Below are 23,531 nucleotides of genomic sequence, written 5' to 3'. Positions count from 1 at the left end.
CGGGACCACGGTGACAGAGTGTCAGCTCCAGCACCTGATCGACATGAGCGAGCGCGAACGGGAAGAGGCATGCCCAACCTCACCTGGCAGAAGTCGTCTTCGCCACTCTGATTCGGCGGGTGCGGGTTCCCGATCAAAAGCAGATTGGGTAGCTGGGGTAACTGGCTGGTTGCCGGCGGCCTCCGTACGCCGTCGTTCCGTCCGCGGCTCGGTGGGGGCTGACTTTCGTCGGCTGATCTTCGTACGGGGTTGGGGGTGGCCAAATTTCCCTTCAACCCCCAATGGGCTCCCGGCCAAGGACCAAAGACGAAAAGCAGGCAGCAACAGCAGGAAGAGCACGCGGCGGGTGGTGGGCCGGTCTGACGTCTCAGTCGCGGCTGCGGCCCGTCCGGGGAGAGCAGATGACCGCTCCGGAGGCCGAGATCTGCCACTCGTATCCATATGGACGGCACGCCCCAAGGCTCCCGCCACGAATGCCCAGCTAGGGGCAGCGCCCTCCTGGCAGCACTCTCATGACTGGCAGATTCGGGCCAGTTCCGCTCCCGCCGACGAAGAAATCAGCGGCCCCGACAGCTGCCCCACCCCCAGCCCAGGCCCTCACCTGCACACACCCACACACCCGCACACCCGCACACCCGCATACGGACCGGCCCGCACCCGGCAGCCCACCCGGCCCCTCCCCTCCCTCCCCGTAGCCGCCGCCTTTGGTCTTTGTCTTCTTGGCCGGGAGCCCATTGGTGGTCGGAGCGGATGAGGAACCCCCTCCCCCGTACGAACATCAGGCGACGAAAGTCAGCCCCCACCGAGCCGCGGACGGAACGACGGCGTACGGAGGCCGCCGGCAACCACCCACGGGCCCCAGCCACCCAATCCGCTTTTCATCGGTGACCTCCGGGAAGGACGGCCCATGCCCCACGACGAGACCCCATCCCCCACCCAGCTCGACCGGACCCGCGCCGCCCCCGAGGACGCGGCCGGCGACGGCCCCTGGATCGAGATCGCGTTCGGCCCGGACGATCAGGTGTACCTACGCGAGACCTCCGCCCCTGAAAAGGCCGTCACGGCCACGCGCCAGAAATGGGACGCCTTCGAGCTGGGCGTACAGGCGGGCGAGTTCGACCACTTCGCCGAGGGCGCCTGACGCGTCCGTCGATGGCCGGTGAGTGGCCAACGAACCGTCACGCTTCAGGTCACGGCGCAGACCTGGCGTTCATTGCCCGGAGTGACGCAGCGTGATACACAGAGTGACCATACGTTCCGTCGTATACGCAACCCTGTGAAGACGTTGGAACTCAGCCAAGGAATGGCGCCAAGTCGGCAGGCATCCGCGGCGATCTGGGCAAGAATGGGCCTGACCTCTGCGCTGCGGCGGGGGCGACAGAACTACCCACTTGGGGCGGTGAGTTACACATGCTGCTGGCAGCCGGCAAGGGAAACATCGACACCATCATCGGCGGGATCGCCCCCGACTGGGGCCCATTCCAGAACCTGGGCAAGGAAGCACAGGTGATGGTCGAGGTCGTGATGGCGGTGGCGATCCTGCTGTGCCTGGGCATCGCCATCTGGGGCGCGGCCAAGCAACGGATCGGCGCGACGGCCCTGCGCGACACGTTCAGCGCCGAGCAGGGCAAGGGCCTCATCATCGCGGGCCTGACCGGCGTATTCATCATCGGCTCACTCGGCACGCTCTTCACCATCGTGTACGGCATGGCGATCTAGCCCCTGTTCCGCCCGCTCCGGTCTCATCTGCACTGAGGTTGCAACTCCCTGATGTCGAGTCACCACACCGCGCCCGCGCGGAAAGCAGCGCGGCTACCGTCGTACGTGGCGGTTCAGCACGAGCCTGAGGGGGCGTACGCGGGATGAGTCCGGGCGACGGCAACGACGACGACCTCTACGGCGGCACAGGTCAGACCCGCACGCGCCTGCCCGACGGGGGGCAGGGCGACGTGTACGGGGGCGCTGCGCGCAGACCTGCCCGCTCTTCGTCGCGCAGCCTCATCACGGTGGTCGGAGTAGTGGTCCTCCTCATCGCGGCGATCGCCTTCGCCAACCGGGGCGATTCCTCTTCGGACGACGGCGCCGCGAAGAAGCCGGATACGTCTCCGACCGCCCCTACGGGGACGAAGCCGGTCACGTCCGGGTTCGCCCATGACAAGCAGGGGGCGCAGAGCGCTGCCGCGAATTATGCGGTGGCTCTCGGCTCCGCCGAGATGTTCGACAAGAATCGCCGTCACGCGATCGTCGATTCCGTCTACGCCCCGGACGTCGCGGCCGACCGTCAGGCCAGTCTCGACAAGGTCTATGCCCAGGAGGCCTTCCTGTCCAGCATCGGCCTGAACAGTGACGGATCGGCGCCCAACGGCTCGAAGTTCGTCTCGCGGATCATCCCTGTCGGAACGAAGACCATGAAGATCGGTAGCGGCAGCGCCACCGTCGACATCTGGTACTCGTCCCTTTTCGGCCTGGCCGGCACGGACACGAAGAACCCCGTGTCCGAGAGCTGGTTCACCAACACTTACGAGCTGCGCTGGGTCGGCGGCGACTGGAAGGTCACAGACTTCCAGCAGAAGGACGGGCCTGTCCCGGTCGGTCGCGACCAAAGGGCCTCCACGGCCGACGACATGGCGAAGGCTGTCGAGCAGTACGGAGGGTTCACGTATGCCCGGTAGCCGATGCCGCACCCTCGCTCTTGCCACAACCGTGACCACGGTGCAGACCGCGGCAGTACTTCTGGCCACGCGTGCCTTCGCGGCGCCCGACCCCAAGTCGTCGAACGACCCCTGCGACCTGATCCGAGGCCCCGCCAAGGCCTACTGCGAACGCGGCAACGGCAAATCCGGAGGCGGTGGATCCCCCGCCACACCCCCCGGCACCACCAACCCCCTGGACCCCCTCTCCTCCCTCGCCAAGGGCTGTGCCGACGCCGCGTCCTGGACCGTGGACATGCTCAGCAAGTCCATCAAGCAGACCGCCAACGTCGACTTCACCAACCCGAAGTTCCTCCAGCAGTACGCCATCGTGTTCGCGGCGTCGGCGATTCTCACGTTGCTGCTGTGGCTGCTCGCCGTGGCCAAGAGGGCCGTCCGGGGTGTCCCCCTCGGTACCGCCCTCTCCGAGGCCATCGGGTTCCTCTGGCTCACGGTCATCGCGTCCGCGTTCACGCCGCTGATCCTCTACACCGTCGTATCCGCGACGGACGGTGTCTCGGATGTGCTGGCGAAGGCGACGGGGGATCAGACGGACGCGTTCTTCGGGACGTTCTCCGGTGCGCTGAAGAAGGGCGACGACATAGGGGGCGGGCCGATCATGCTGATCGTCGTCTCGCTCGTGTCGATCCTCGCCGCGGGCGTGCTGTACCTGGAGCTGTATCTGCGGGCCGTGCTGCTGTACGTGGGCGCGCTGCTCGGGGTCGTCGTCTACGCCGGTCTCGTCGACAAGAACCTGTGGGGACACGTCCGCCGCTGGGCCGGCGTGATGATCGCCGTGATCCTGGTGAAACCGGTGATCGTCATCGTGCTCGGGCTGGCCGGCGCGTTGTCCGGGTCGGAAGGGCCGGACTCCCTCGCCGCCGTCGTCTCCGGCCTCGCCATCGTGCTGCTCGCGATCTTCGCCAGCGGCATGATCTACCGCTTCGTACCCGGCTTCGGCGACGAGATCGCCAACGGCCGTAACAACCGCATCATGCGCGGCGCCGAGAGCAAGGCGGCCGCCGTGATCAGTTCGCCCGCCGCACTCGTCTCGCAGGGCATCAAGACGCACAGCGCCCGCGCGGACGGTGGCGGCGGCAGCGGTGGCGGCCAGTCCCAGGCCCGCCCCGCGAACCCCGTGTCGGGAGGCGTGGCCGCACACAGCACACGCCCCTCCTCCGGGGGCAGTGGCGGTGGCGGCGGATCTGTCCCCTCCGCCGCACCTCCGCCCCGTACGAGTCCCACGAACACGCCGCACGCGAGAAATACGCGGAGCGGCGGTAACACCGGCAACAGCAATCGGCAAGGAGGTGCAGGGCGTTGACGACCCCGTCCCATGTGTCCCCATCGGTCACGCCCCGCCGTACGTATCTGATCGGCCGTGCCCGGCCGAACGCCATCGTCGGCAAGAACCGCGAGACCGGCGAGATCGCCCTCATCATCGGGGGCGCTTTCCTGGGCATGATGTGCGGGCTTCTCGTCCCCGCCCTGTCCCTGCGCATCACGCTGCTCCTGGGCTTCCCGCTGATCGCGCTCGCGGCCGTCTACATCCCGTACAAGCACCGCACCTTCTACAAGTGGTTCGAGATCAACCGCAGTTACAAACGGCAGCTGAAGCGCGGCACGACGTACCGGTCGCGGGCCATGGACGCCGGCGTCCGGCTCGACGGGCGCGAGGTGGAGATCGGGCCGCCGCCCGGCATCGGCCGGCTGACGTGGCTGGCGGCGCCGTTCGGGCCGGACGAGATCGCCGTGCTGCTGCACGCCGACCGGCGGACGGTCACGGCCGCGATCGAGATCGAGGGGCCCGGCGTCGGGCTGCGGGACAGTGAGGACCAGGAGGCGCTGGTCGACCGGTTCGGGACGCTCCTGAAGCACGTCGCCAATGGGGACGGCTTCGTCACGCGGCTCCAGATGCTCGCCCGTACGCTCCCCGCCGACCCCGACGCGCACGCCAAGGACGTCGCCGTGCGCGGGGACGACCGCACGCCGGGCTGGCTGCAGCAGTCGTACAACCAGCTCCAGTCGATGGTGTCGACGAGCAGCGAGCAGCACCGCGCCTACCTCGTGGCCTGCATGCACTACACCCGCGAGCTGGCCGCCGAGGCCCACGCCATGGCCCGCGCGGCCCGTCCCCACAGCGGCCGCAAGGTCGACCGGGACGCCGGGCTCGCGGTCGTCATGGCGCGCGAGCTGACCGATATCTGCTCGCGCCTCCAGGAGGCCGACATCCGGGTGCGGCAGCCGCTCGGGCAGGGGCGGCTCGCCTCGCTCGTGCACTCCATGTACGACCCGGATCATCCGATCGACCACATCCAGGCCATGACCAAGCGCAATGCCTGGCCGGCTGAACTCGACGCGATGGAGCCGACGTACCTCCAGGCCAAGACGCGTGAGTCGTCGACGCGCGCGCCCTGGTGCCACGCCACCGCCTGGGTCAAGGAGTGGCCGATGACGCCGGTCGGCGTGAACTTCCTGGCGCCGCTCCTCGTCCACACCCCCGACGTGATCCGCACCGTGGCCGTCACGATGGACCTGGAACCCACCGAGGTCGCCATCGAGCGGATGCTCACGGAGAAGACGAACGACGAGGCGGAGGCCAGCCGCGCCGCCAAGATGAACCGGACCGTCGACCCGCGTGACGTCGCCGCCAACACCCGCCTCGACCAGCGGGGCGAGGACCTCGCGAGCGGCGCGGCCGGGGTCAACCTCGTCGGTTACATCACCGTCTCCTCCCGCTCGCCGGAGAGCCTCGCGCGCGACAAGCGCACGATCCGCGCCTCCGCCGGCAAGTCCTATCTGAAGCTGGAGTGGTGCGACCGCGAGCACCACAGGGCCTTCGTCAACACATTGCCGTTCGCGACCGGCATCCGACGGTAGAGGCAGGGCTCTGAGATGCGGGATCCGCTGTCCATGGCCACGGACGCCTTCACCTCCTTCCTGTTCGGGAAGGTGGAGACGACCCGGCTTCCGGTCCGTACGTCGACGGGGCAGGCCCAGGCGGTCTACCTGCCGACGGCCGCCCCCGGCCTCGGCGACTCGGGCGTCATCATCGGCCGCGAGGTGTACTCCGGCAAGGGCTACATCTACGACCCCTTCCAGCTGTACGGGCAGCAGCTGCCCGCCCCGCACTGGCTGGTCCTCGGCGAGTCCGGCAACGGCAAGTCCGCGCTGGAGAAGACGTACGTCCTGCGGCAGCTGCGGTTCAAGGACCGCCAGGTCGTCGTCCTCGACGCGCAGGGTGAGGACGGGGTCGGCGAGTGGAACCTCATCGCCCAGGAGCTGGGTATAACTCCCATCCGGCTGGATCCGACGGCCGCTCTGGACATGGGGATCCGGCTCAACCCGCTCGACCCGGCGATCACGACGACCGGGCAGCTCGCCCTGCTCCGGACGATCATCGAGGTCGCCATGGGGCACGGCCTCGACGAGCGCTCGGGCTTCGCCCTCAAGGTGGCGCACGCCTACGTCAACGAGACCATCGTCGAGCGCCAGCCCGTCCTGACCGACATCGTCGAGCAGCTCCGCCACCCGGAACCCGAGTCGGCGGAAGCGATGAACGTGGCCATAGACGACGTACGGGCGTGGGGACTTGATGTCGCCCTCGTCATCGACCGTCTCGTGGACGGTGACCTGCGCGGCATGTTCGACGGTCCGACGACGGTCGGTATCGATCTCGACGCCCCGCTGATCGTCTTCGACCTCTCCCACATCGACCGCAACTCCATCGCGATGCCGATTCTGATGGCGATCGTGGGTGTGTGGCTGGAGCACACCTGGATCCGGCCGGACCGCAAGAAGCGCATCTTCCTGGTGGAGGAGGCGTGGCACATCATCAACTCGCCCTTCGTGGCGCAGCTGTTCCAGCGGCTCCTGAAGTTCGGCCGGCGCCTCGGTCTGTCGTTCGTGGCCGTCGTCCACCACCTCAGTGACGTGGTGGACGGGGCCGCGGCCAAGGAGGCGGCCGCGATCCTGAAGATGGCCTCGACCAGGACCATCTACGCCCAGAAGGCCGACGAGGCACGGGCCACCGGTCTCGTACTCGGCCTGCCACGCTGGGCCGTGGAGATCATCCCCTCACTGACCCCGGGCATCGCGGTCTGGGACGTGAACGGGAACGTCCAGGTCGTGAAGCACCTCATCACCGAGACGGAACGGCCCCTGGTCTTCACCGACCGCGCCATGACGGAGTCCTCCGCCGAGACGCTCGGCGACGACGACGCCATGCGCGCCGCCGACCTGGAGGCTGAGGAGCGGGCGGCCGCCTTCGTGGAACAGCACCTGGGCGACCGACTGAAGGACTCGTCGGAGTCGACGGTGGCCTGAGGTCTGAGGTCGGTGGCCTGAGGTCTGAGGTCTGGGAAGTTACTGGTAGGGCTCGGCGAGAGCGAGAGCGGCATGCGGCGGCACGACGCCTACGAGCAGGACGACAGGTACGGGTACCGGGGCCGGGGTGGCCCCGCCCCGCGGGAACGGGAACGCGGTGTTCCCGACGGGCTGCTCCTCGGCGTGCTCGCGTTCCTGCTCGGCATGACCGTCATGGTGTGGACGGCGACAGGCCTGTCGGGCCTGTTCTCCAAGGGCGCCTGGCCGGACGCAGTGACGATCCGCCACACGCCGGTGGCGATGCGCGCCCTCATCGGCCGCCCGCACGACCTGCCGGGCGCGTGGCCGGACACCCCGGACGGGCAGCTCTCCGGGTACGGGCTGTTCTGGGGCCTGTTCATCGGCCAGGTCCTTGTGCTGGTCGTGCTCACGGTGTTCGTCGCGGGGACGGTGGCGCGGTGGCGGGCCGTACGGCGGAGGGGCCGGGCGGAGGCGGCCGCTGCTTCTTCGGCCGAGCCGGCGCCTGTGGCCGACCCCGCTCCCCGGGCCACGGTCTCCGAGGTCCCGGCAGCCGGGCCGGAGCTCCATGAGAACCATGAGAAGCCGGAGAAGCCGGAGAACCACGAGAAGCAGGAGCGTCACGAGAGTTCCGCCGCCCCGGCCGCCCCCACGACCGTCCCCGCCCCCCGCGGTCCCGTCGTCCTCGGGCCCGCCGAGACCCGTGCCCCGCGGGCCATTCAGGCCATCAGGGACGCCGAGGGCCCCGTCCTCGTCGTCACGTCGTCGGCGAGCGTCTGGGCGGAGACCAAGGACGCCAGGTCGAAGCTCGGCCCCGTCCTCGTCTACGACCCCACCCACCTGTGCGACACCCCGGCCCGCCTCCACTGGAACCCGGCGCAGGGCTGCGACGACAAGCCCGCGGCCGCGTCCCGGGCGGCCGCCCTCCTCGCCCCGATCCGGCCCACCGCCAAACTCGACACGGCCACCGCCGACACGGCGGAGACGCTGCTGCGCAGCTTTCTGCATGCCGCCGCCGTGGACGCGAAGCCGTTCCGGCATGTGCACCGCTGGGCGCAGGGCACCCAGGTCCAGGAGGCCGTACGCATCCTGCGTACGAGCCCGAAGGCGGCGGCCGGCTCCGCGGGCGAGCTGGAGGCCGCGCTCACCTCGCACCCCGAACGCCGGGACATGGCACAGGAGTTGACGGCCCGCGCACTCTCCTCGCTGTTCTCGGTCCACATCCGCGAGGCCTGCACCCCAAACCGAACTGATGCGCTCACCCTGGATTCCTTCGTGAACGAAGGGGGCACGCTTTATGTGGTGGGTGAAGCCATCGAGGATCCCAAGGCGGACCCGGGCGCGATGCCCCTCCTCACGGCCCTCGCCTCAAGCGTGGTCGAGCACGGCCGGCGCATGGCCGAACGGTCATCTGCCGGTCGGCTCGACCCACCAATGACGCTCGTCCTCGACGACGTCGCCGCGGTGGCTCCGCTTCCCCAGCTTCCGGAGCTGCTGTCCACCGGAGCGGACCGGGGTCTGCCGACCCTGGCCCTCCTCCGGTCCCGGGAGCAGGGCCGGGCTCGCTGGCCGCACGCCGAACTCCCGGCCCCTTAAGGCCTGTTACCGACCTTCCAGCACCATCTCGTACTCGACCTTCGACGAGTCGCCCGGCACCGCCACCCTCGCCCCGCTGCGGCCGAAGCCGAACCGCCGGTAGAACGCCTGCGCCCGCGCGTTGTCCTGGTGCACGTACAGCCGCACCCGCTCCAGGCCCTCCAGCGAGCGCGCCCACTCCACGGCCGCCAGGAACAGGGCTTCGGTCACGCCGCTCCCCCGGTGCTCGGGCCGCACGTACACGCCGACGAGATGCGCCTGCCGCACGTCGCTCGTGTCGCCGAACGCGAGCGGCGCCCCGGCCTCCTCCACCCGCACGGTCACGGACCCCCACCACCGGCCGTCCGCTCCCTCGGCGACGAACTGATGTCCGGAACCGTCGAGTTCGAACCGTCCGGCCCGCTCCCGCCAGAACTCCTCGGGCCGCGCGACCGCGGTCTCGTACGTCTCCAGGAAGGCGATCGGCGCCGCCGGGTCACGCAGGGCGGCGAGCCGGATCTCCCGCACCGCCTCCCACTCCTCCGACCGGACAGGACGTACGACGTACTTCTCGGCAGGCTCCATGGGCCGGACCCTACGGGACCGTCGTACCGGGGTACTACAGCATTTCGGCAGCTCCGGACCGCGGTCGGACGCCCCGTCCCCGCCCCTCTCCCTACCGTCGGAGCATGACGATCAGGGCACACGGACTCACCAAACGCTACGGCGACAAGACCGTCGTCCAGGACCTCACCTTCACGGTCAACCCGGGCACCGTCACCGGCTTCCTCGGCCCGAACGGCGCCGGCAAGTCCACGACCATGCGCATGCTCCTCGGCCTCGACACCCCCACCGCGGGCCACGCCACCGTCGGCGGCCGCGCCTACGCCGCCCACGCCGCGCCCCTCCACGAGGTCGGCGCCCTCCTGGAGGCCCGCTCGATCCACCCGGGTCGCACCGCGTTCCACCACCTCATGGCACTCGCCCACACGCACGGCGTGCCGCGCTCCCGCGTCGACCACGTCCTCGCTCTCACCGGGCGGCGTGTTCGCGGCCGTGGCGTTCGGCCTGGGCTTTCTGACGAACGTGATCACGTTCCTCGTCGCGCAGATCTGGCTCTCCGACGGCGACAAGGCGACCTCGCTCACCGACCCGGGCGTCCTCGGCGCCCTCGCGGGCAACGCCGCCGGAATCACCCTCATGAGCCTGATCGCCCTCGGCCTCGGCGCCCTGCTCCGCTCGGTCCCGGCCGCGATCGGCGCGTTCGTCGGCGCCGTGCTGATCCTCCCCGAGATCCTCGGCATGCTCCCGTACGACGCCGTGGACAGCGCCGTGAACCACTTCCCGACCCAGTCCGCCGAATCCCTCGGCTCCGCCACCCACCTTGCCGGCGCGGCCTCCCCCGCCATGGGTTGTGGGCCGCCGCGGTCCTCACGGCCGCGGCCCTGCTCCTCAGGCGCCGTGACGTATGACCCCCGCGGACCCCTTTCCCGTACGAGGATGAACCGGTGACGGACGACAGGACCCAGGGGCCGGAGAGAGCCCCCTTCCCCCTCACCGCGTACGTCCAGCGGCTCACCGAGCGGGTGCGCGCCTTCGACCGGCGCCGACCGCTCGGCTGGGACCTGGTCCTGACGGGCTTCTTCGTGATCGCCGCCCTCGTCGACTACACCGGCGGCGGCTGGCGCAACATCGCCCACAACACCGACGTACCCGGTCCGCTGGTCCTGTGCCTGAGCCTCGCGCTGACGGTGCCCCTGCTGTGGCGCCGCACGTGCCCGATGACGGTACTCGCGGTGATGGTGGCGGCCGGGGCCGTCAACAGCTGGACGGGCGCCCTGCTCCAGGCGGCCCTGGTCCAGCTCATCGTCGTGTTCAACATCGCGCTGCGCCGCCCGCCGAAGCTCCTTGCGGCCGCCTGCGCGCTGACGCTGGTGCCGGTCGTCGTGGGCGTCGTCCGTTATCCGAAAGGCAGTTGGGACCAGCAGATCGTCCCGCAGGTGTGGGCGATCACCCTGGTGGCGCTGCTCGGCATCGCTGTCCGCAGCCGCCAGGAGTACACGTCGTCCCTCGTCGAGCGCGCCCGCCGACTCGAAGTCTTGCGCGACCAGCAGGCCCGGCTTGCCGCGGCGGCGGAACGCACGCGCATCGCCCGCGAGATGCACGACATCATCGGCCACAACCTCTCCGTCATCACAGGCCTCGCCGACGGAGGCTCCTACGCGGCGGCCAGGAACCCCGAACGCGCGGGACAGGCACTGGAGGCCATCGCCACGACGAGCCGCCAGGCCCTCGCGGAACTGCGCCGCCTCCTCGACGTACTACGCGAAGAGGCCACGCCCACAACCGCGTTGGCACCGCAGCCGGCCCTCACGGACCTGGACCGGCTCGTGGACGGGGTCCGCGCGGCAGGCCTGCCCGTGCGTCTCGCACTGCGCGGCCGGCCCGACTCCCTCGCCCCCGGAAAGGAACTGACGGTGTACCGGGTCGTACAGGAGGCGCTCACCAACACGCTCAAGCACGCCGGCCCGGGCGCCGCCGCTGCCGTCGACGTCTTGTACGGGGACGACGGGGTACGCGTCAGCGTCACGGACACGGGCCGCGGAGGCCGGGCTCCGGAGCCGGGCGCGGGGCGCGGCCTGACCGGCATGCGCGAGCGAACTTCCCTTTACGACGGCACACTTGAGGCAGGCCCGCTGCCCACGCCCCCGGGCGGCTGGCGCGTCCACCTCCACCTCCCGAAGGAACCCTCCCCGTGACCAGCGTGCTCATCGTCGACGACCAGCCCATGCAGCGCTTCGGCTTCCGCATGCTGCTGGAGAGCCAGGACGACCTGACGGTCGCCGGCGAGGCGGGCGACGGCGCCGAGGCGGTCCGCCTCGCGGCACATCTCCACCCGGACGTCGTCCTGATGGACATCCGCATGCCGGGCCTCGACGGCATCGAGGCCACACGCCGCATCGTCGCCTCCGGCGACCGCACCCGCGTCCTGATCCTCACGACGTTCGACCTCGACGAGTACGCGTACGACGGCCTGCGTGCGGGAGCGTCCGGATTCCTCGTCAAGGACGCGCTGCCGGAGGAGCTCCTCTCCGGGATCCGCGCGGTGGCGACAGGCGACGCGGTGGTCGCGCCGAGCCTGACGCGCCGTCTCCTCGACGCGTACGTACAGCACTTGCCGGCCACGCACGCGCCCCAGGGCCCCGACCCCCGGATCGCCGCCCTCACGGACCGGGAGCGCGAGATCCTCACGGTCATCGCCCAGGGCTGGACGAATTCGGAGATCGCCGCGCGCCTGCACCTCGCCGAATCGACGGTGAAGACGCATGTGAGCCGCATTCTGGCGAAGACGGGAGCCAGGGACCGAGTGCAGGCGGTGATTGTGGCGTACGACGCGAAGCTGGTGGAGCCGGCGTGAATCCGAAAGAGCCTGAACGCAAAAAAGCCTCATTCCCCGAGTTTTCACTCGGGGAATGAGGCTTCTTATCAAAGATAGTTCGGCGGCGTCCTACTCTCCCACAGGGTCCCCCCTGCAGTACCATCGGCGCTGTGAGGCTTAGCTTCCGGGTTCGGAATGTAACCGGGCGTTTCCCTCACGCTATGACCACCGAAACACTATGAAACTGTCAACCGCACCACGCTCTGTGACAAACGTGGGGTTGTTCGTGGTTTCAGAACCAACACAGTGGACGCGAGCAACTGAGGACAAGCCCTCGGCCTATTAGTACCAGTCACCTCCACCCGTTGCCGGGCTTCCAGATCTGGCCTATCAACCCAGTCGTCTACTGGGAGCCTTAACCCCTCAAGGGGGTGGGAATACTCATCTCGAAGCAGGCTTCCCGCTTAGATGCTTTCAGCGGTTATCCTTTCCGAACGTAGCCAACCAGCCATGCCCTTGGCAGGACAACTGGCACACCAGAGGTTCGTCCGTCCCGGTCCTCTCGTACTAGGGACAGCCCTTCTCAATATTCCTACGCGCGCAGCGGATAGGGACCGAACTGTCTCACGACGTTCTAAACCCAGCTCGCGTACCGCTTTAATGGGCGAACAGCCCAACCCTTGGGACCGACTCCAGCCCCAGGATGCGACGAGCCGACATCGAGGTGCCAAACCATCCCGTCGATATGGACTCTTGGGGAAGATCAGCCTGTTATCCCCGGGGTACCTTTTATCCGTTGAGCGACGGCGCTTCCACAAGCCACCGCCGGATCACTAGTCCCGACTTTCGTCCCTGCTCGACCCGTCGGTCTCACAGTCAAGCTCCCTTGTGCACTTACACTCAACACCTGATTACCAACCAGGCTGAGGGAACCTTTGGGCGCCTCCGTTACTCTTTAGGAGGCAACCGCCCCAGTTAAACTACCCATCAGACACTGTCCCTGATCCGGATCACGGACCCAGGTTAGACATCCAGCACGACCAGAGTGGTATTTCAACGACGACTCCCCCTGAACTGGCGTCCAGAGTTCAAAGTCTCCCACCTATCCTACACAAGCCGAACCGAACACCAATATCAAACTGTAGTAAAGGTCCCGGGGTCTTTCCGTCCTGCTGCGCGAAACGAGCATCTTTACTCGTAGTGCAATTTCACCGGGCCTATGGTTGAGACAGTCGAGAAGTCGTTACGCCATTCGTGCAGGTCGGAACTTACCCGACAAGGAATTTCGCTACCTTAGGATGGTTATAGTTACCACCGCCGTTTACTGGCGCTTAAGTTCTCAGCTTCGCACACCCGAAAGTGCACTAACCGGTCCCCTTAACGTTCCAGCACCGGGCAGGCGTCAGTCCGTATACATCGCCTTACGGCTTCGCACGGACCTGTGTTTTTAGTAAACAGTCGCTTCTCGCTGGTCTCTGCGGCCACCCCCAGCTCGAGGAGCAAGTCCTCTCACCAGTGATGGCCCCCCTTCTCCCGAAGTTACGGGGGCATTTTGCCGAGTTCCTTAACCATAGTTCACCCGAACGCCTCGGTATTCTCTACCTGACCACCTGAGTCGGTTTAGGGTACGGGCCGCCATGAAACTCGCTAGAGGCTTTTCTCGACAGCATAGGATCATCCACTTCACCACAATCGGCTCGGCATCAGGTCTCAGCCTCAATGTGCGACGGATTTACCTATCGCACGGCCTACACCCTTACCCCGGGACAACCACCGCCCGGGCTGGACTACCTTCCTGCGTCACCCCATCACTCACCTACTACAAGTCTGGTCCGTCGGCTCCACCACTTTCCTTTCCCCGAAGGGTCCGGAACGGCTTCACGGACTTAGCATCGCCTGATTCAATGTTTGACGCTTCACAGCGGGTACCGGAATATCAACCGGTTATCCATCGACTACGCCTGTCGGCCTCGCCTTAGGTCCCGACTTACCCTGGGCAGATCAGCTTGACCCAGGAACCCTTAGTCAATCGGCGCACACGTTTCTCACGTGTGTATCGCTACTCATGCCTGCATTCTCACTCGTGAACCGTCCACAACTCGCTTCCGCGGCTGCTTCACCCGGCACACGACGCTCCCCTACCCATCCCAGCGGGCGTTGGCCCTACATGCTGGAATGACACGACTTCGGCGGTACGCTTGAGCCCCGCTACATTGTCGGCGCGGAATCACTAGACCAGTGAGCTATTACGCACTCTTTCAAGGGTGGCTGCTTCTAAGCCAACCTCCTGGTTGTCTGTGCGACTCCACATCCTTTCCCACTTAGCGTACGCTTAGGGGCCTTAGTCGATGCTCTGGGCTGTTTCCCTCTCGACCATGGAGCTTATCCCCCACAGTCTCACTGCCGTGCTCTCACTTACCGGCATTCGGAGTTTGGCTAAGGTCAGTAACCCGGTAGGGCCCATCGCCTATCCAGTGCTCTACCTCCGGCAAGAAACACACGACGCTGCACCTAAATGCATTTCGGGGAGAACCAGCTATCACGGAGTTTGATTGGCCTTTCACCCCTAACCACAGGTCATCCCCCAGGTTTTCAACCCTGGTGGGTTCGGTCCTCCACGAAGTCTTACCTCCGCTTCAACCTGCCCATGGCTAGATCACTCCGCTTCGGGTCTTGAGCGCGCTACTGAATCGCCCTATTCGGACTCGCTTTCGCTACGGCTTCCCCACACGGGTTAACCTCGCAACGCACCGCAAACTCGCAGGCTCATTCTTCAAAAGGCACGCAGTCACGACTGTATGTGCAAGCACATACAGCGACGCTCCCACGGCTTGTAGGCACACGGTTTCAGGTACTATTTCACTCCGCTCCCGCGGTACTTTTCACCATTCCCTCACGGTACTATCCGCTATCGGTCACCAGGGAATATTTAGGCTTAGCGGGTGGTCCCGCCAGATTCACACGGGATTTCTCGGGCCCCGTGCTACTTGGGTGTCTCTCAAACGAGCCGCTGATGTTTCGACTACGGGGGTCTTACCCTCTACGCCGGACCTTTCGCATGTCCTTCGCCTACATCAACGGTTTCTGACTCGTCTCACAGCCGGCAGACTGTGAAAGAGAGATCCCACAACCCCACATGCGCAACCCCTGCCGGGTATCACACGCATATGGTTTGGCCTCATCCAGTTTCGCTCGCCACTACTCCCGGAATCACGGTTGTTTTCTCTTCCTGCGGGTACTGAGATGTTTCACTTCCCCGCGTTCCCTCCACATACCCTATGTGTTCAGGTATGGGTGACAGCCCATGACGACTGCCGGGTTTCCCCATTCGGAAACCCCCGGATCAAAGCCTGGTTGACGGCTCCCCGGGGACTATCGTGGCCTCCCACGTCCTTCATCGGTTCCTGGTGCCAAGGCATCCACCGTGCGCCCTTAAAAACTTGGCCACAGATGCTCGCGTCCACTGTGCAGTTCTCAAACAACGACCAACCACCCGTCACAACCCACCGAAGCGGATTTTTACCGGGGTCGGCACTGAAGGCGACCGATTCGGCCGTACCTTCAGACACCCAACAGCGTGCCCGACCCGGTCCCGCCCGGAGATCATGCTTTCCACGCCCCGAAGAGCAGTACTCACAGCCTCCGACCCGTGAACCCGGTCGAATAGTCAACGTTCCACCCTTGAGCAACCACCGTCGGACATTTGCCGACGAAATGGCTCTTGGACCACCAGGTGAAACCCGGCAGCCAAAGTGCTCCTTAGAAAGGAGGTGATCCAGCCGCACCTTCCGGTACGGCTACCTTGTTACGACTTCGTCCCAATCGCCAGTCCCACCTTCGACAGCTCCCTCCCCACAAGGGGGTTGGGCCACCGGCTTCGGGTGTTACCGACTTTCGTGACGTGACGGGCGGTGTGTACAAGGCCCGGGAACGTATTCACCGCAGCAATGCTGATCTGCGATTACTAGCAACTCCGACTTCATGGGGTCGAGTTGCAGACCCCAATCCGAACTGAGACAGGCTTTTTGAGATTCGCTCCGCCTCGCGGCATCGCAGCTCATTGTACCTGCCATTGTAGCACGTGTGCAGCCCAAGACATAAGGGGCATGATGACTTGACGTCGTCCCCACCTTCCTCCGAGTTGACCCCGGCAGTCTCCTGTGAGTCCCCATCACCCCGAAGGGCATGCTGGCAACACAGAACAAGGGTTGCGCTCGTTGCGGGACTTAACCCAACATCTCACGACACGAGCTGACGACAGCCATGCACCACCTGTATACCGACCACAAGGGGGGCACCATCTCTGATGCTTTCCGGTATATGTCAAGCCTTGGTAAGGTTCTTCGCGTTGCGTCGAATTAAGCCACATGCTCCGCTGCTTGTGCGGGCCCCCGTCAATTCCTTTGAGTTTTAGCCTTGCGGCCGTACTCCCCAGGCGGGGAACTTAATGCGTTAGCTGCGGCACCGACGACGTGGAATGTCGCCAACACCTAGTTCCCACCGTTTACGGCGTGGACTACCAGGGTATCTAATCCTGTTCGCTCCCCACGCTTTCGCTCCTCAGCGTCAGTAATGGCCCAGAGATCCGCCTTCGCCACCGGTGTTCCTCCTGATATCTGCGCATTTCACCGCTACACCAGGAATTCCGATCTCCCCTACCACACTCTAGCCTGCCCGTATCGACTGCAGACCCGGGGTTAAGCCCCGGGCTTTCACAACCGACGTGACAAGCCGCCTACGAGCTCTTTACGCCCAATAATTCCGGACAACGCTTGCGCCCTACGTATTACCGCGGCTGCTGGCACGTAGTTAGCCGGCGCTTCTTCTGCAGGTACCGTCACTTTCGCTTCTTCCCTGCTGAAAGAGGTTTACAACCCGAAGGCCGTCATCCCTCACGCGGCGTCGCTGCATCAGGCTTTCGCCCATTGTGCAATATTCCCCACTGCTGCCTCCCGTAGGAGTCTGGGCCGTGTCTCAGTCCCAGTGTGGCCGGTCGCCCTCTCAGGCCGGCTACCCGTCGTCGCCTTGGTGAGCTTCTACCTCACCAACAAGCTGATAGGCCGCGGGCTCATCCTGCACCGCCGGAGCTTTCAACCCCCTCCCATGCGAGAGGGGGTGTCATCCGGTATTAGACCCCGTTTCCAGGGCTTGTCCCAGAGTGCAGGGCAGATTGCCCACGTGTTACTCACCCGTTCGCCACTAATCCACCCCGAAGGGCTTCATCGTTCGACTTGCATGTGTTAAGCACGCCGCCAGCGTTCGTCCTGAGCCAGGATCAAACTCTCCGTGAATGTTTCCGGGATATCCCGGTGAACACCACGAGAGCGGAACCGTCGGGAGGAATAATCCCCACGATTCACTGCGTCCTCGCTAGTGCGCCTCACCCCGGTGTGGGAGTGAGGACTTTTTCAAAGGAACCTCCAACCCACCAAAGGTGGGCCGGGGTTGTCAATCTGGCGTTGACTTTTGGCACGCTGTTGAGTTCTCAAGGAACGGACGCTTCCTTTGTACTCACCCGAGAGACTCTCTCAAGCTTTCCTCCGGGCAGTTTCCCTTCGGTCTTGCGTTTCCGACTCTATCAGACTCTTTCGTGTCCGATTTCCTCGGTGCCTTTCAGGTTTCCGCTCCGGCCTTTCGGCTTTCCGCGTTTCCCTTTCCGGCGGTTCCGACTCTATCAGATCCTTTCGGGCCTGACTCCCAGTCAGTGGGGCTTGTCTTCGCGGCTGTTGGGCCGTTCCGACGTCCCAAACTTTAGCGGATTCCCCCGGCGGCGCCTAATCGGGCCGCCGCACCGAAATCGAATTGAATTCGGGCACGCCGAATTCGATCCCGGAGGGAGATCGTGCTGGTGGTGGGGTTGCCGCTTCAGCGGCGGAGGTGCTGTCGCAGAACCGTTACGGCTCCGTGGCAACTCGAAGAACCTTACGTAGCGAGGAGGGGCATGTCAACACTCTCCTGGCAACTTCTTTTCAGTCGAGGTCCGTGAGGCGGCCGCCGGCGTCCGGCTGGGCATCCTCCACGCGGCGCAGCAGGCGGGTCAGGACTTCGCCGAGGACGCCTCGCTCGTCGGAGGAGAGGTCCTGGAGAAGGTCCTCCTCGAAGCCGGAGGCGAGGCGCATCGCCTCGAGCCACTTGGCGCGGCCCTCGGTGGTGAGCTCGACGATGACGCGTACCCGGTTGGACTCGTCGCGGTCGCGGGTGACCAGGCCCTCGCCGACCATGCGGTCGATGCGGTGGGTCATGGCGGCGGGCGTGAGGCCCAGGCGCTTCGCCAGGTCGCCGGGTCCCATGCGGTACGGGGCGCCGGAGAGTACGAGGGCCTTGAGGACCTCCCACTCGGCGTTGGTGATGCCGAGGTTCGCGGTCTGGCGGCCGTAGGCGACGTTCATGCGCCTGTTGAGGCGGCCGAGCGCGGAGACGATCTGCTCGACCTGGGGGTCGAGGTCCTGGAACTCGCGCTGGTACGCGGCGATCTGCTCGTCGAGGGTCGGCTCACTGTCGCCGGGGTTGTCGCCCATGGCCCGCAGTATGGCACGGGCGGCTTGGCATTGAAGTCCTTCGGTGTGTATTGTTTAGCTCCTAAGTTTAGCTTCGAAGTCTTCACTTCTAACTCCTAAGGCAGGTGAAAGTGACCAGGGCGATGGGCGCAGCGATGCGTCGGATCCAGGTGGGCAGCGCGCTGAGTTCGTTCGGCGTCGGGTTCACGGTCCCGTTCCTCTATGTGTACGTCGCTGAGGTGCGAGGTCTGGGGGCCGGAGCGGCGGGCATCGTGCTCGCCGCCTTCGCCATGGCCGCTCTGGTCGTCCTGCCGTTCACGGGGCGGGCCATCGACCGCCGCGGTCCGGTACCCGTCCTGGTCGTCGCCACGCTGGTGGCGGCGGTCGGTGCCCTCGGGCTCGGGCTCGCCGGCAGTCAGACGACCGCGATCCTGTCGGCGGCGGTGCTCGGTGCGGGCACCGCGGTGATCCAGCCGGCGCTCGCCACGATGATCGTGTGGACGTCCACGCCGGACACCCGTACGCGCGCCTTCGCCATGCAGTTCTTCCTGCAGAACCTCGGCCTGGGCATCGGCGGGCTCATCGGCGGCCAGATCGTCGACGAGAGCCGCCCGTCGAGCTTCACGCTGCTCTTCGGTATCGAGGCCGTGATGTTCCTGGTGCTCGCCGGGGTCGTGGGTTTCGTGCGGATGCCGTACGCGCCGACGATCGGCGGGGCGGTGCCGAAGGGTGGCTCCGGGACGGGCGGCGGGCTGCGGGCGCTGTTCCGGCACCGGGCGATGGTGCAGCTGTGCGTCCTCGGGTTCGTGCTGTTCTTCGCCTGCTACGGGCAGTTCGAGTCGGGCCTGAGCGCGTACGGCGTGGAGGCGGCCGGGATCTCCCCGTCGACGCTGGGCATCGCGCTCGCCGCCAACACCGCGATGATCGTGGTCGCGCAGTTCGCGGTCCTGAAGTTCGTCGAGCGGCGCAGGCGGTCCCGGGTGATCGCCGCAGTCGGGCTCGTGTGGGCGATCGCGTGGCTCGCGGCCGGGTACGCGGGCGTGGGGCACGGCAGTCAGGCCATGGCGACGGCCGCGTTCATCTCGACGTACGCGCTGTTCGGTCTCGGTGAGGCGATGCTGTCGCCGACCGTGGCCCCGCTGGTCGCCGATCTGGCGCCGGCCGGGATGGTCGGGCAGTACAACTCGGCGTTCGCGCTGGTCAAGCAGCTCGCTCTGGCCGTCGGTCCGGCGGTCGGCGGGCCCATGGGGGCCGCGCTGCACGGTCCGTACATCGTGACGTTCGTGCTGTTCTCGCTGGGGATCACGTTCCTCGCGGTGCGGCTCGGGCGGCATCTGTCGCCCGTGCAGGACCAGCCGTCGCTGGCGAAGAGCCGGATCGTGGCGGAGGGCGGGGCGTCGGCAGAACCGATGCCCGCGGCCGCGTCCGTCTGAGGCTCCGTCCGGATTACGGGGTCCGCGGCAGGGCGAATTCGCACCAGACCGCCTTGCCGCCGCCCGGGGTGCGCCGTGATCCCCAGTTCGAGGCGATCGTGGCGACGATGGCGATGCCCCGGCCCGCCTCGTCGGCGGGTTCGGCACGGCGGCGGCGCGGGAGGTGGTCGTCGCCGTCGGTGACCTCGATGATCAGTCGGCGGTCGGTGCGGCGGAGCCTGAGGCGCATGGGCGGGGTGCCGTGCTGGAGCGAGTTGGCGACGAGTTCGCTGGCGGCCAGGACGCCCAGGTCATGCAGCTCGGGCGAGAAGCGCCAGCTGGCGAGTACCCCGGAGGCGAAGGCACGCGCGCGTGGGGCCGCTTCGACGCCACCGAGGAGTTCCAGGGCGGCGTTGCGGAACAGCTCTCCGTCGGGTCCCGTGCGCGCCGGGTGCTGGAGGACGAGGACGGCCACGTCGTCGTCGTGGTCCGCGGTGACGCCTGCCGCGCGGATCAGGCGGTCGCACACGACCTGGGGTGTGCCGGTGGCGCCGGCGAGCGCGCGCTCCAGGGCCGCGACGCCCTCGTCGATGTCCTCGTCCCTGCGTTCGACCAGGCCGTCGGTGTACATGACGGCGGTCGATCCGGGGCCGAGCGGCACCGATCCCGAGGCGTGCAGCCAGCCGCCGGTGCCGAGCGGGGGCCCGGTGGGCTCTTCCGCGCGGTGGATCGTGCCGCTCTCGTCGCGTACGAGGATGGGGAGGTGGCCTGCCGACGCGTACACGAGGCGGCCCTCGTTCGGGTCGTGGACCGCGTAGACGCAGGTGGCGATCTGATTGGCGTCGATCTCGATGGCGAGGCCGTCGAGGAGCTGGAGCACCTCGTGCGGCGGCAGGTCGAGGCGGGCGTAGGCGCGGACGGCGGTGCGCAGCTGGCCCATGACGGCCGCGGCGCGCACCCCGCGGCCCATGACGTCGCCGATGACGAGGGCGGTGCGGCCGCCACCGAGGGTGATCACGTCGTACCAGTCGCCGCCGACCGCGGCCTCGGTGCCACCGGGCTGGTAGGTGGCCGCGATGCGCAGGTCGTCGGGCTGTTCCAGCTCCTGGGGCAGGAGGGAGCGCTGGAGGGTGACGGCGGTCTCGCGCTGGCGGCGCTCGCTGGCGCGCAACCGCTCGGCGGCCTCGGCGTGGTCGGTGACGTCCGCCGCGAAGACCAGCACACCGGAGCCGCCCGCCCCTTCGTGTGCACCCTCTGCGCCGTCGGCCGGCACCGTCACGGGTGTGCAGGTGAACGTGTACGAGCGGCCGCCGGCCACCTTGCGGGACTTGACCGTGCGCGGCTTGGCGCTGCGCAGGACCTGGTCGAGCAGTGGCAGCAGGCCGAGTTCCTCCAGCTCGGGCAGCGCCTCGCGCGCGGGCGCGCCGGTGGGGCGGTCGCCGAAGGCCGCGACGTACGCGTCGTTCACGTACGCGATGCGGTGGTCGGGGCCGTGGACGAGGGCGACGAGGGCGGGGATGCGGTCGAGGACCTCGCGTGCGGGCAGTGCGTCGATGCCGGCAGCGGGCGTGGACGCGTCGCCGTCGGAAGCGTGTTCGTGGCGGGCGGCGGGCACGGCGCCTTCCCCTCGCTGGCTTTGGGAGACGCCATGGTCGGACCGCGCTGCCGCGCGGCGCTGCGTTCCGGGGAGCCGGGCGCTCCAGCGCGTGAAGTTCACTATGGGGAAAGCCTCGTGAGGTCGGGTGGGGGCTCCCCTGCCCGGCCGGGGCCGGGAGCAGCGGGGAAGGGCAACGTGGCGGTCGGTCCGCCCACGGTCTGGGGCCGGCCTGGGTCATGGACCAGTCTGACCGACCGGACTGACATCCGTCAGACGCCGGTGCTTGAGGGGGAGTTCCCCGGTCCGGTCAGGTCGACCCCTTCGGGTCCCGCGGCGGGTGCGACGGAGGGCTGCCGGGCGGGTTTCCCCCGGCCGCGAGTTCGAACTCCGCACGCGGTCGTTCGAGCGAGCCGAGGGAGACGATCTCGCGCTTGAAGAGCCCGGAGAGTATCCATTCGCTCAGGACACGGGCCTTCCGGTTCACGGTCGGCACCCGGCTCAGATGGTAGACGCGGTGCATGAACCAGGCAGGGTAGCCCTTCAGCCTGCGCCCGTAGACATGGGCGACACCCTTGTGCAGGCCGAGCGAGGCGACGGAGCCGGCGTATTCGTGCGCGTAGTCCGTCAGGGGCTCGCCGCGCAGGGAGGCCGCGATGTTGTCGCCGAGGACTCTGGCCTGGCGCACCGCGTGCTGGGCGTTGGGCGCGCATTCCTTGCCCTCCTCGCCGGCCGTGATGTCGGGGACCGCTGCCGCGTCGCCCGCGCCCCATGCGTGCGGGGCGCCGTCGACGGCGAGCTGGGCGGTGCATTTGAGGCGGCCGCGTTCGTTGCGCGGCAGGTCGGTCGCGGCGAGCACGGGGTGGGGTTTGACGCCCGCGGTCCACACGACGGTGCGGGTCGGGAAGCGGGAGCCGTCGTCGAGGACGGCGACCCGGTCCTCGCAGGATTCGAGCCGCGTCCGCAGGCGTACGTCGATGTTGCGGCGGCGCAGTTCGCTGACGGTGTAGCGGCCCATTTCCTCGCCGACCTCGGGGAGGATGCGGTCGCTGGCCTCGACGAGGATCCATTTCAGGTCGTCCGCGGTGACGTTGTGGTAGTAACCCGCGGCGTAGCGGGCCATGTCCTCGAGTTCGCCGAGTGCCTCCACACCGGCGTAACCGCCCCCTACGAAGACGAAGGTGAGGGCCTCGTCGCGGATGGCGGGGTCGCGGGTCGAGGAGGCGATGTCCAGCTGTTCGATGACGTGGTTGCGCAGCCCGATGGCCTCTTCAACGGTCTTGAAGCCGATGCCGTGGTCGGCGAGTCCCGGCACGGGCAGGGTGCGCGAGACGGAGCCGGGGGCCAGGACGAGTTCGTCGTACGTGATCTCGACGGCGCCCGTGCCCTCCTCCTCGGTGGCCAGGGTGGTGAACGTGGCGGTGCGCTTGCTGTGGTCGACGGATTTGACCTCGCCGACGATGACGCGACAGCGGCCGAGGACGCGGCGCAGCGGCACGACGACGTGGCGCGGCGAGATGGATCCGGCGGCGGCCTCGGGCAGGAACGGCTGGTAGGTCATGTACGGGTCGGGGGTGACGACGACGATCTCGGTCCGGCCGCTTCTCAGTTCCGGTTTGAGTTTCTGCTGGAGGCGCAGGGCGGTGTACATCCCGACATAGCCGCCCCCTACGACGAGGACGCGCGTACGCGGGACTTCCGGGGCCGTCCCCCGGGAAGAAGCAGTCTTCGGCATCGACACCACCCCATGACGCATCGGCCACTTGAGTTTGTCCACAGCCCCGGCAAATTGTGTGACCGGCACTTACGCCGGCCGCCGGGTGGGCGAATTGCCGGAGTCCGGGACATGTCCGCAGGTCAGCGCACATGTGACGGGTGAGGTGCGGGGGTGCAATCGGGGTGGAATCGCCGCTTACTCCGTTCGGGGGGCGCTCCGTGCGGAACCTGCCCCTTCTGAATTGACTCCGGCTCAACTATGTTCGTGTGCTGTCGGGGTGTCGGGGGATGCGCTGACGGATCCGTCGGACGGATCCGTGGAAC

The 23,531-nt window shown here is 67.2% G+C and carries 14 protein-coding genes, 3 rRNA genes and 2 pseudogenes; 12 read left to right on the top strand and 7 right to left on the bottom strand.

Translation table 11 applies throughout. The annotated features are described in order from the left end of the window. Positions 1–907 precede the first annotated feature (907 nt). The 7 genes from OG758_RS26745 (at position 908) to OG758_RS26715 (ending at position 8,630) form a co-directional block, all read left to right on the top strand. Positions 908–1,141, top strand: coding sequence for a DUF397 domain-containing protein (locus OG758_RS26745; RefSeq protein WP_326712280.1), 234 nt, complete (start codon positions 908–910; stop codon positions 1,139–1,141). A 269-nt stretch (positions 1,142–1,410) separates the two neighbouring features. After that, complete coding sequence (locus OG758_RS26740) at positions 1,411–1,719, top strand: hypothetical protein (protein ID WP_116512240.1); 309 nt, start codon at positions 1,411–1,413, stop codon at positions 1,717–1,719. Positions 1,720–1,862: 143 nt separating this feature from the next. After that, positions 1,863–2,672 (top strand): hypothetical protein, encoded by an 810-nt coding sequence (locus OG758_RS26735; protein ID WP_326712279.1) that lies wholly within the window; start codon positions 1,863–1,865, stop codon positions 2,670–2,672. Further along, complete coding sequence (locus tag OG758_RS26730; protein ID WP_326712278.1) at positions 2,662–4,014, top strand: hypothetical protein; 1,353 nt, start codon at positions 2,662–2,664, stop codon at positions 4,012–4,014. The genes OG758_RS26735 and OG758_RS26730 overlap by 11 nt, the downstream gene beginning before the upstream one ends. Next, complete coding sequence (locus tag OG758_RS26725) at positions 4,011–5,570, top strand: SCO6880 family protein (RefSeq protein ID WP_326712277.1); 1,560 nt, start codon at positions 4,011–4,013, stop codon at positions 5,568–5,570. The genes OG758_RS26730 and OG758_RS26725 overlap by 4 nt, the downstream gene beginning before the upstream one ends. 15 nt (positions 5,571–5,585) lie before the next feature. After that, positions 5,586–7,016 (top strand): ATP-binding protein, encoded by a 1,431-nt coding sequence (locus OG758_RS26720; RefSeq protein ID WP_326712276.1) that lies wholly within the window; start codon positions 5,586–5,588, stop codon positions 7,014–7,016. 72 nt (positions 7,017–7,088) lie between these two features. Next, positions 7,089–8,630: a TraM recognition domain-containing protein gene (locus OG758_RS26715; protein WP_326712275.1), complete on the top strand. Its 1,542-nt coding sequence runs from the start codon at positions 7,089–7,091 to the stop codon at positions 8,628–8,630. A gap of 6 nt (positions 8,631–8,636) precedes the next feature. On the opposite strand, the gene OG758_RS26710 is transcribed toward OG758_RS26715, so the two are convergent. Next, positions 8,637–9,194 (bottom strand): GNAT family N-acetyltransferase, encoded by a 558-nt coding sequence (locus tag OG758_RS26710; protein WP_326712274.1) that lies wholly within the window; start codon positions 9,192–9,194, stop codon positions 8,637–8,639. A 104-nt stretch (positions 9,195–9,298) separates the two neighbouring features. Between OG758_RS26710 and OG758_RS26705 the strand changes: the two are divergent. The 4 genes and pseudogenes from OG758_RS26705 to OG758_RS26695 form a co-directional block, all read left to right on the top strand. Further along, positions 9,299–9,664, top strand: a pseudogene (locus OG758_RS26705) (ATP-binding cassette domain-containing protein); the annotation flags it as partial. Further along, a pseudogene (locus OG758_RS49100) lies at positions 9,654–10,081 on the top strand (ABC transporter permease); the annotation flags it as partial. The pseudogenes OG758_RS26705 and OG758_RS49100, both read left to right, overlap by 11 nt. A 36-nt stretch (positions 10,082–10,117) precedes the next feature. Beyond that, entirely contained in the window at positions 10,118–11,368 is a 1,251-nt protein-coding gene (locus tag OG758_RS26700) for a sensor histidine kinase (RefSeq protein ID WP_326712273.1), read from the top strand. Further along, complete coding sequence (locus OG758_RS26695; protein WP_326712272.1) at positions 11,365–12,027, top strand: response regulator transcription factor; 663 nt, start codon at positions 11,365–11,367, stop codon at positions 12,025–12,027. Before OG758_RS26700 ends, OG758_RS26695 begins: the two co-directional genes overlap by 4 nt. 77 nt (positions 12,028–12,104) lie before the next feature. On the opposite strand, the gene rrf is transcribed toward OG758_RS26695, so the two are convergent. From rrf to OG758_RS26675, 4 genes are all read right to left on the bottom strand, one after another. Then, a 5S ribosomal RNA gene (rrf, locus tag OG758_RS26690) occupies positions 12,105–12,221 on the bottom strand. A gap of 89 nt (positions 12,222–12,310) precedes the next feature. Continuing rightward, positions 12,311–15,434, bottom strand: a 23S ribosomal RNA gene (locus tag OG758_RS26685). A gap of 317 nt (positions 15,435–15,751) precedes the next feature. Then, positions 15,752–17,279: ribosomal RNA gene (locus tag OG758_RS26680) — 16S ribosomal RNA — on the bottom strand. The 16S, 23S and 5S rRNA genes sit together here, the layout of an rRNA operon. Positions 17,280–17,957: 678 nt before the next feature. Then, entirely contained in the window at positions 17,958–18,506 is a 549-nt protein-coding gene (locus OG758_RS26675) for a MarR family winged helix-turn-helix transcriptional regulator (RefSeq protein WP_100598978.1), read from the bottom strand. 122 nt (positions 18,507–18,628) lie between these two features. On the opposite strand from OG758_RS26675, the gene OG758_RS26670 reads away from it, so the two are divergent. Next, positions 18,629–19,918 (top strand): MFS transporter, encoded by a 1,290-nt coding sequence (locus tag OG758_RS26670; protein WP_326712271.1) that lies wholly within the window; start codon positions 18,629–18,631, stop codon positions 19,916–19,918. Positions 19,919–19,931: 13 nt separating this feature from the next. On the opposite strand, the gene OG758_RS26665 is transcribed toward OG758_RS26670, so the two are convergent. Together OG758_RS26665 and OG758_RS26660 are read right to left on the bottom strand one after the other, a co-directional pair. Beyond that, the gene (locus OG758_RS26665; protein ID WP_326712270.1) at positions 19,932–21,614 is read right to left on the bottom strand and encodes an ATP-binding SpoIIE family protein phosphatase; all 1,683 of its coding nucleotides are present in this window, start codon (positions 21,612–21,614) and stop codon (positions 19,932–19,934) included. Positions 21,615–21,801: 187 nt separating this feature from the next. Next, a complete protein-coding gene (locus OG758_RS26660) occupies positions 21,802–23,226 on the bottom strand; it encodes an NAD(P)/FAD-dependent oxidoreductase (protein WP_326712269.1) in 1,425 nt (474 codons plus the stop codon). Positions 23,227–23,531: the final 305 nt, after the last annotated feature.

The organism is Streptomyces sp. NBC_01474 (assembly GCF_035918215.1).
Lineage (GTDB): Bacteria > Actinomycetota > Actinomycetes > Streptomycetales > Streptomycetaceae > Streptomyces > Streptomyces aureus.
The sequence above is the reverse complement of the archived record's forward strand: the minus strand, read 5'-3'. Positions and strand labels throughout refer to the sequence as shown.

What these genes read in the sequence shown, in the direction of transcription:
- OG758_RS26745 (WP_326712280.1), top strand. Translation starts at nt 908, where the DNA reads ATGCCCCACGACGAGACCCCATCCCCCACCCAGCTCGACCGGACCCGC.
- OG758_RS26740 (WP_116512240.1), top strand. Translation starts at nt 1,411, where the DNA reads ATGCTGCTGGCAGCCGGCAAGGGAAACATCGACACCATCATCGGCGGG.
- OG758_RS26735 (WP_326712279.1), top strand. Translation starts at nt 1,863, where the DNA reads ATGAGTCCGGGCGACGGCAACGACGACGACCTCTACGGCGGCACAGGT.
- OG758_RS26730 (WP_326712278.1), top strand. Translation starts at nt 2,662, where the DNA reads ATGCCCGGTAGCCGATGCCGCACCCTCGCTCTTGCCACAACCGTGACC.
- OG758_RS26720 (WP_326712276.1), top strand. Translation starts at nt 5,586, where the DNA reads ATGCGGGATCCGCTGTCCATGGCCACGGACGCCTTCACCTCCTTCCTG.
- OG758_RS26715 (WP_326712275.1), top strand. Translation starts at nt 7,089, where the DNA reads ATGCGGCGGCACGACGCCTACGAGCAGGACGACAGGTACGGGTACCGG.
- OG758_RS26710 (WP_326712274.1), bottom strand. Translation starts at nt 9,194, where the DNA reads ATGGAGCCTGCCGAGAAGTACGTCGTACGTCCTGTCCGGTCGGAGGAG.
- OG758_RS26675 (WP_100598978.1), bottom strand. Translation starts at nt 18,506, where the DNA reads ATGGGCGACAACCCCGGCGACAGTGAGCCGACCCTCGACGAGCAGATC.
- OG758_RS26670 (WP_326712271.1), top strand. Translation starts at nt 18,629, where the DNA reads ATGGGCGCAGCGATGCGTCGGATCCAGGTGGGCAGCGCGCTGAGTTCG.
- OG758_RS26660 (WP_326712269.1), bottom strand. Translation starts at nt 23,226, where the DNA reads ATGCCGAAGACTGCTTCTTCCCGGGGGACGGCCCCGGAAGTCCCGCGT.